The sequence below is a fragment of the Thioalkalivibrio sp. genome (assembly GCF_007692535.1).
GTDB lineage: Bacteria > Pseudomonadota > Gammaproteobacteria > Ectothiorhodospirales > Ectothiorhodospiraceae > Thioalkalivibrio.
Window position 1 is genome coordinate 1 of record NZ_REBW01000099.1, and the last position, 8,474, is coordinate 8,474.

7 protein-coding genes are annotated in these 8,474 nt (G+C 66.6%); 2 read left to right on the plus strand and 5 right to left on the minus strand.

From position 1 onward, the window contains the following. The 5 genes from EA346_RS04215 to EA346_RS04235 form a co-directional block, all read right to left on the minus strand. On the minus strand, positions 1–303 hold the full coding sequence (locus tag EA346_RS04215) for an urease subunit gamma (RefSeq protein ID WP_296747808.1): 303 nt from the start codon (positions 301–303) through the stop codon (positions 1–3). 17 nt (positions 304–320) lie between these two features. Beyond that, positions 321–1,244, minus strand: coding sequence for an urease accessory protein UreD (locus EA346_RS04220; RefSeq protein WP_296756056.1), 924 nt, complete (start codon positions 1,242–1,244; stop codon positions 321–323). A 224-nt stretch (positions 1,245–1,468) separates the two neighbouring features. Then, entirely contained in the window at positions 1,469–2,272 is an 804-nt protein-coding gene (ppsR, locus tag EA346_RS04225) for a pyruvate, water dikinase regulatory protein (RefSeq protein WP_296756057.1), read from the minus strand. Beyond that, entirely contained in the window at positions 2,265–4,619 is a 2,355-nt protein-coding gene (ppsA, locus tag EA346_RS04230) for a phosphoenolpyruvate synthase (protein ID WP_296756059.1), read from the minus strand. Before ppsA ends, ppsR begins: the two co-directional genes overlap by 8 nt. A 69-nt stretch (positions 4,620–4,688) precedes the next feature. Beyond that, the gene (locus tag EA346_RS04235) at positions 4,689–6,785 is read right to left on the minus strand and encodes a transporter substrate-binding domain-containing protein (RefSeq protein ID WP_296756060.1); all 2,097 of its coding nucleotides are present in this window, start codon (positions 6,783–6,785) and stop codon (positions 4,689–4,691) included. 628 nt (positions 6,786–7,413) lie between these two features. Between EA346_RS04235 and EA346_RS04240 the strand changes: the two genes are divergently transcribed. Together EA346_RS04240 and EA346_RS04245 are read left to right on the plus strand one after the other, a co-directional pair. Continuing rightward, positions 7,414–7,920 carry a transcriptional repressor gene (locus EA346_RS04240; protein WP_296756061.1) on the plus strand — a complete coding sequence of 169 codons (507 nt, stop codon included), beginning with the start codon at positions 7,414–7,416 and terminating at the stop codon, positions 7,918–7,920. A 79-nt stretch (positions 7,921–7,999) separates the two neighbouring features. After that, positions 8,000–8,474: DNA-deoxyinosine glycosylase (locus tag EA346_RS04245; protein WP_296756063.1), on the plus strand; the 475-nt coding region annotated here is incomplete at its 3' end.

An 8,474-nucleotide genomic window follows, 5' to 3' on the forward strand; every position in this document is an offset into this window, starting at 1 on the left:
TCAACGGATGGGTTCATGCACGGTGACCAGCTTGGTCCCGTCGGGGAAGGTGGCCTCCACCTGGACCTCGGGAATCATCTCAGGGACCCCTTCCATCACGTCCTCGCGCCGCAGCACCTCGCCACCCAGCGACATCAGCTCGGCGACGCTGCGGCCGTCGCGCGCGCCTTCCAGGATCGCGGCCGAGATCAGCGCGATGGCCTCCGGGTAGTTCAGTTTCAGCCCACGGTCGCGGCGGCGTTCCGCCACCAGCGCCGCGGTGAACAGCAACAGCTTGTCTTTCTCTCTGGGGGTCAACTCCATGTACGGCTCCGACAGGTTCAGGTAGACCAGATACGCGGCGGGCAGGGCTCCCGCCCAAGCACCAGGGGGCGCAGCAGTGCCCAGGCCTCGATCATCGATTCCCACAACGCCTCCCCCGCTGCGGCCAGCCAGCGGCAGACCAGGAGGCCCGTGACCGGGTGCCCATGCGGCCGCGGGCCCGGTACAGGCAGGAGAGTGCAGCCGAATAAGGCGTCCGGCACCTGTCGCAACCGGCTGCGCAGCGCGACGAGCGTTTCCGCGGTGGCGGGCGCAGCCAGCAGCGTCGCCAGGTAGCCGCGACCCTGCAACCCCCAGACCGCATTGAGCATGGGATCGCCGCCTTCCGCCCGCAGACGCTCCGCGAGCAACGGCCGGCCATCCGCGATGACCTGAAGGCTCGCGTCGCAAAGCCCGCTCTCGAAACGGTCACCGCTACCCGGGCGGCCCAGACCGAGCAGATCCCAGGCGAGGAGACGCGCGTCGGGCGCGAGTTCGAAGCGGTTGCGCAACTCGACCCGGGCACCGCCGTGGACGATGTTCAATGCCGGTAGCCACTCCAGCGTACCGCCAGCGGCAACCCGGAAGGACTGCCGCTGGCACGCCAGCGGGCCCGCCGAACGGTAGAACTTGGCCGCTGCGGGAGTGGTGAGCAGCGCATGGGCCCCGCTTTCCACCGCCACCTCGATCTCCAGCCGGTCGCCGCCGACGATGCCCCCGGGAGGATGCAGCAGGTAGGTATGGCAGGGGATTCCCTCCGGGTGAAAGGGGCGTTGCACCCGCAGGGGGCCGGCATGACGCCGATGCCGCAATACGGTGCATTCGGGTCCCGCCTCGAAACCGAGTTCCAGTCTCGCGTGCCAGCCTTGCGCGGCCGCCTGGGATTCAGGCAACGACGCGATGGGCGCCGCGGGCGCGGAGCGGAAGATGGGCAACGATGACATGGCTAGCAAGATGCAGGAATCGGGCCATGCCCGCGTGATCGCGAGGCCGGCGGACCGCCCGGCCCGGACGCGCCAGGCAGGGCAGGTGCAGGCACGACCCGCCGCCAGCGGCGCAGCCCGGATGGTGCCCCCAATCCCACCGGGAAGCGGGCTTCCGCTGCACCGATTGCCCATGGATGGTGCAGTCCATGCATCATGATGGGGATCATCGGGAGTGGTCGGCCTCAGGCCAACTCCCCGCGCACCCGGGTGGCGATTTCCTCGACCGAGAGATGGGTCACCTCCAGGCGCGGGATGCGCTCCCGGTACAGGAACTCATCGATCGCGAGGCACTCCTGGCGGCACTGGGGCAGGCTGGCATAGCGGCTGCCGGGCCGCCTCGCCTCCCGGATGTGTGCCAGCCGCTCGGGCGAGAGCACCAGGCCGAGGAGACGTCCACGCAGCCCACGCAGCGAACTCGGCAGCCGCGTGTCACCGGTGAGGTCCTCGGGAATCAGCGGGTAGTTGGCGGCAAACATGCCGTAGTTCATCGCCAGGTAGAGACAGGTTGGCGTCTTGCCCGAGCGCGACACCCCCATCAGCACGACCTCGGCATGACCGATGTCACCGGTGGCGAGGCCGTCGTCGTGCGCGAGGGTGAAATTCAGGGCCTCGATGCGCCGGTCATAGCGGGCGAGATCGCCCATGCCGTGAGCGCGCCCGGACACCGATTCGGCCTTGCGCTGGAAGACCTGCTCCAGCTGCACGAGGTGGTCCGAGAAGATGTCCAGGACCGGGACCGGGCAGTCCTTGAGCTGGGCACGCAGGGAAGCATCCGCAAAGGTGGCCACGACCAGCGCCGGCTGCGGTCCGTTCCGGATCCGCTCGAAGAAGTCCTCCATATGTTCGGGGCTACGCACGAACGGCCGCAGGTGCCAGCCGGGATGAAGACCCTCGAACTGGGTCAGCAGGGTTCGCGCGAGGGTCTCCGCGGTGATACCGGTGCCGTCGGACAGCAGGTAGACCTGGGGATGGTTCGGGTTAGTCACGCGCCACCGTCTCCGCGAGCCGCTCCCAGGTCGGGATCAGCGAGTCCGGGTTCAGCGACATGCTCTCGATGCCTTCCGCCACCAGCCACTCGGCAAGGTCCATGTGGTCGGAGGGACCCTGACCGCAGATGCCCACGTACTTTCCATTCCTGCGCGCGGAGCGGATGGCCATCGAGAGCAGGGCCTTGACCGCACCGTCGCGTTCATCGAAGCAGGAAGCCACCAGCGAGGAGTCGCGATCGACACCGAGGGTCAACTGGGTCAGGTCGTTGGAACCGATCGAGAAGCCGTCGAAGAATTCGAGGAACTCATCCGCGAGCAGCGCATTGGACGGAATTTCGCACATCATCACGATCTTCAGTCCGTTCTCGCCGCGCTTCAGCCCCTCTTCCTCGAGAACCCGGATCACGCCGCGCGCCTCGTCCAGGGTGCGCACGAACGGCACCATCACCTGCACGTTCTCCAACCCCATGCCCTCGCGCACGCGCTTCAGGGCCTCGCATTCCATCGCGAAGGCCGGGCGGAAGGTATCCGACAGGTAGCGCGCGGTGCCGCGGAAGCCCAGCATGGGGTTCTCCTCCTCCGGCTCGTAGGCCCTGCCGCCCAGCAGGTGTGCATACTCGTTGCTCTTGAAGTCCGACAGCCGCACGATCACCGGCTCCGGCGCGAAGGCCGCCGCCAGCGTTCCGATACCCTCGCTGAGCCGGCGCACGAAGAACTCCACGGGGTCGTCGAAGCCGGCGATGCGGGTCGCGATCTCGGCGCGCACATCCTCGGGTACGTTCGGGTAGTCCAGCAGCGCGAGCGGATGGATGCCGATGTGGCTGTTGATGATGAATTCCAGCCGCGCCAGGCCGATTCCGGCATGCGGCAGGCGCGAGAAGGTGTAGGCGCGGCCCGGGTTCGCGACGTTGAGCATCAGCTTCACCGGCAGCGGCGGCAGATTACTGGCACCGGTGCGCTGCACCTGGAACGGGATCTTTCCGTCGTATACATAGCCATCATCTCCCTCGGCGCAGGAAACCGTCGCGTCCATGCCGTCACGGAGGGCCTCCGTGGCGTCGCCGCAGCCCACCACGGCCGGGATACCCATTTCGCGCGCAATGATGGCCGCGTGGCAGGTTCGCCCGCCGCGGTTGGTGACGATCGCGGAGGCCCGCTTCATGATCGGCTCCCAGTCCGGGTCGGTCATGTCCGCGACCAGGATGTCACCCGGCTCCACCATGTGCATCGACTCCGGGGAATCGACTATCCGTATCTTGCCCGCGCCGATCCGGGCGCCGATGGCCCGCCCCGTGGTCAGTCGCGACCTGTCGTGGGAATCGAGGCGGTAGGTCTCGTTGACGCCCAGTTCGGCACGACTCTCGACCGTCTCGGGCCGTGCCTGCACGATCATCAGTTCACCCGTCTCACCGTCCTCGGCCCATTCGATGTCCATCGGCATGCCGTAGTGGTCTTCGATGGCCACCGCGTACCGGCCCAGCAGTTGCACCTGCTCGTCGTTCAGGCAGAAGCGCGAGCGCAGGTCGTCCGGGGTGTCCTCGACCCGGGTACCGCCCCCGTCGGTCAGCACCATGCGGAGCGCCTTGCTGCCCAGCGTCCGCCCGATGATGGCCTGCTTGCCGGCGCGCAGCGAGGGCTTGTACACCTGGTACTCGTCCGGGTTCACCGAACCCTGGACTACCGTCTCACCCAGGCCCCACGACCCGGTGATGAAGACCGCGTCACGGAAGCCGGTCTCGGTATCCAGGGTGAACATGACGCCGGCACAGCCGATGTCGGAACGCACCATGCGCTGGACGCCGGCGGACAGCGCCACCTCGTCGTGCGCGAAGCCCTGGTGCTCGCGGTAGGCGATCGCCCGGTCGTTATACAGGCTGGCAAAGACCTTGCGCAGCGCAATCAGCACCTCGTCGATGCCGCGCACGTTCAGGTAGGTCTCCTGCTGGCCGGCGAAGGACGCCTCCGGGAGGTCTTCTGCGGTCGCGGACGAGCGCACCGCAACGGCCACGTTCTCTCCCATCCGGGCGTAGTGCTCGCGCACCGCCGCCTCCAGCTCCATCGGCAGCGGGGCCTCCTCGATCCAGCCGCGGACCTCCCGTCCCGCCACCTGCAACGACTGAATGTCGTCGATGTCGAGGCCGTCCAGGCGTTTCCTGATCCGCTCGTCGAGCCCGTTCTTCGCCAAAAGAGCGCGAAAGGCATCCGCCGTGGTGGCGAAGCCGCCAGGCACCTGCACGCCCGCCTCAGCGAGATTGCCGAGGAGCTCGCCCAGCGAGGCATTCTTGCCGCCCACCTGGGCCACATCGTTCATCGTGAGTGCGGCCAGATCGATTACCCAACTCATTCCCTTCTCCTTAGAGGATGGCCTTTAGCGAAGTGATGCTCTGCAGGCTGTTTAGCACATTCCCGGCGCTCAGTCGCCACCGCCGAGGACGGCCTGGTCCTCGGTCAGTTGCACGTAGGCCTTGTAGCGCGCACTGATGTTGTTGATATACGCGACCGGCTCGCTGCCCCGCACGTAACCGTGGCGGGCCTGGGAGAAATATTGACGTTGCGACAGCAGCAGCATGGCATTCTCGACGTTGTCGAACCAGCGGTCCGGGTCCCAGCCCTTCTGCGCCGCAAGACGGCGTGCGTCCATCACGTGCCCAAGCCCCGCATTGTAGGCGGCAAGCGTGAACCAGACCCGGTCGGCCACCGGCAGGTCTTCTTGCAAGCGCTGGCGTACCCAGTCCAGATACAGGACGCCGCCCCGGATGTTATCGGCAGGATCATCGAGATCCTTCACGCCCACCTGCTGGGCGGTACGCGGCATCAGTTGCATCAGACCGGCCGCCCCCATCGAAGAGCGCGCCTCCGGGTCGAAGCGGCTCTCCTGGTACATTTGCGCGACGATCAGTCGCCAGTCGAAATCCTGTGGCTCGGCGTACCTGCGCACCAGATCGTCCCAGGGGGAAAGCTGCCCAGCCCCCCGTACCCGCTCGTCCATATGGCGGCGGATGCGTCGCTCATCCTCAAAATACCGCCGGTACAGGATGTTGTAAAAAGCACTGCGATGCTCCTTGCGGAAGAACTCGTTCAGGGACTCCAGCAGGGCTTCATCGGACGCGCGCACAGCCCAGGTGTGCGGAACCGGGGAACCCGCCTCGAACTGCCGGCGAATGTCATCGCGCCGGGCCAGTTCCACCCCGAGCAGGTGCCCCTCGACGACCGCGTAATCGAACTCGCGCGCGACCAGGCTGTTGACGACATCCTCGAGATCGCCGGCGATGCCGGGCAAGGGCAGCAGATCAAACCCGTGATCCTCCGCCAGGGTCTCGAGCTCGGACCACAGGACACTGTCGCGGACCGCAGCGACGGTGCTTCCGGCAACCGCATCCCAGCCCGCGAGCTCATCCGCATCGGCACGGCTGATCAGATAAGGCTGCGCTTGATGCCAGGAATTCGTGAACTGGACCGGGCCCCGCCCGTCCGCCGTACCCGGTTCCAGGAAGCCGCCGGCGATATCCGCCCGCCCTTCGTCCAGCCAGTCGTACACCACAGCGGGATGCGGCGGCACCACCACCTCCAGGCGCATGCGATGCTCTTCGGCGAAGCGCCGCGCGAACTCGTATTCGAAACCCACCAGTTCGCCACGCCAGAGATAGTACGAGGCTGCGGAGTTGGGCAACAGGATGCGCAGTCTGCGTCGCTCCTGCAGTTCGGGAAGATCCCCTACATAGCGGGCCTCCCGGGGCCGGGTCAGTTGTTCCATGGTCAGGAACCGGTTCAAAGCCGCGAGCAGTTGCGGCGTTTCCGGGCGCACTGCCCAGGCAATGGACTGCCGCTCCCCCAGTGGAAAGGCGATGCGCAGGTCATCGCGGTAGCCCAGGTACATCTCGGCGATGTTGCTGTCGCGAACCGTGGCGTCGATCTCCCCGGCGACGAGCATGTCCAGCGTCGACTCGTCGTCAAAGTGATCAAGGCTGGGGAGAAGATGGAGTTCCGGGAACTCCTCGCGCAGGGCGGCCAGTGTCTCCCAGAACGACGTCGCCCTGTCGACCATGACGCTGCGGCCGGACAGGTCTTCGATCGATTGAATATCCTCGTTCGCCTCTGCGACGAGCACGACCTCATGGACATGATCGATGGGCAGTGAGAAATCGACCAGTTCCCGGCGGCCCTCGGTCACCGTGAGGTTGGCGGCAATGATGTCGGCCCTGCCCTGCTCGAGCAGGGGCAGCATCTCGCGCAGGCGGAACACCGGCACCAGATCCAGGCGCAGACCGAGCGAAGCGGCGAAGGCCTCGGCGAGTTCCCGCTGCTGCGCCACGGGCGAACCCTGCCGAGGCAATGACGGCTCACCGAGGGCCGTACCGGGTACGACGACCCGCAACATGCCGCGCTCCAGCAGGGCGTCGAGATCCCCGGTCTCGATCTCGCCCCCGTGGAACGGCCCCTCCCCCTGATCGGCGCAGCCAGGGACAGCCAGGAACAGCAGGGCAAACAGCAGGAACAGTCGCGCGTACATGAACCACTCATGACTGCAAACGGGGAACAGTCCCCTTTTATAGCCGATGGCGGCGGACTTCTCCTGCGCCAGGCGCAGCAGCGGGCGGACTGGGGGTACCGGGGAGCCCGGCAGAGGGATGCCAGAATCCCTGAGTCACCAGCGAGGGACGGAGCTCAAGCGGGGCGAAATACGAGGACGGCAGCGTCCGCGTCCACCCTCGGCGCGTGCCTCGCAGCTGAAACCGAACTTCAGGTCAGGAGACCGTGACGGTGAACCCGTCAGAAGAACAGCAGCACACCCAAGGAAGTCATGATCGGCGCGCCCGCCACGAAGGCCAGGGTAAGCACGCACACAGAGCAATCTTTGAAACGTCTGGACCGGAAGATCGTCAACGCTAGTACTCCAGCAAGGTCAAAGGGGTTGCCAAATACTCGCGGCGAGAGCCTGACAGAATCGAAACCTCGCCGCAACCGCTTCCCGGCGCTCCGTCCCGAAGAGGGTTTCGGAGGCAGCGGGTCCAAAATCGTCGCGCCACAAAAGACCGTGACTTTACAAAGCGAGGCGGCGACCGAATGTGATCCACGTCATGGAATGGAGCGGTTCCTGTGGCGCATGTACCCTGCACGAACAGGCAGCGGCTTCGGGTATGCTTGAGAGGCTGCATTTCATCCAGGAGGCGATCGTGGTGACGACACAGACGACGGAGGCGCTCGACACCGCGGAACGTGTCTGCGCCAGGCGCGGCGTGCGCCTGACCTCCCTGCGCCGACGCATCCTGGAACAGGTGCTGAAGACCGATGGCGTCATCAAGGCCTATGACCTCATTCACGAACTCAGTTCAGCCGATCACAGCATCAAGCCGCCCACGATCTACCGCAGCCTGGCATTCCTGCTCGAACAGGGGTTCATCCACCGCATCGAGAGCCTGAACGGTTTTGTCGCCTGCAATCATCCAGGTGAGGCCCACGAGACCCTGCTGATGATCTGCGACAGCTGCGGCCACATCCACGAGATGCATCCCCAGGACATCAGCGCTGCACTGGATCAGGCAGCCGGGCAGGAGGGCTTTGCCATCAGCACGAAGGTGGTGGAACTGCACGGGCTCTGCCGCGGCTGCCAGGGCACCGGCAGGGAACCGCCACCCCAGCCTTGAATTCCTTCCGGCGGCGCCGGGGCACCGGCCGCTGCGTCGCCCCGTTCCGGAGCAAACCACGAAGACCCGTCTCACAGCCCTGCCGCCCATCCTCCGCCCCGATACCCGGGTGCTGGTCCTGGGCAGCTTTCCCGGGGTCGCGTCGCTACAGGCCCGGCAGTATTACGCGCACCCGCGCAACCAGTTCTGGCCGATCATGGGCAGGCTTCTGGGACAGCCGCTGCCTGAAAAGGCCTACGGGGAACGGACGCGGTGCCTGCTCGACCACGGCATCGGACTCTGGGACGTCTACGCGAGTTGCGTGCGTCCCGGCAGCCTGGACTCGGCCATCCGGCATGCCGTTCCCAACGACCTCGCCGGCCTGCCGGCCCGAGCACCTGCGCTGCGCCTGGTGATCCACAACGGCGCGGAGAGCGCCCGCCGGATGCGGGAGGTCGAGGCCCTTGGGTTGCCGGCGGTGCGGCTGCCATCGACGAGCCCGGCCAACGCGCGCCTGGGCCTGGAGGCGAAGCTGGCCCTCTGGCGCGAGGCGCTGGACCGGGCGGGGGTGCTGC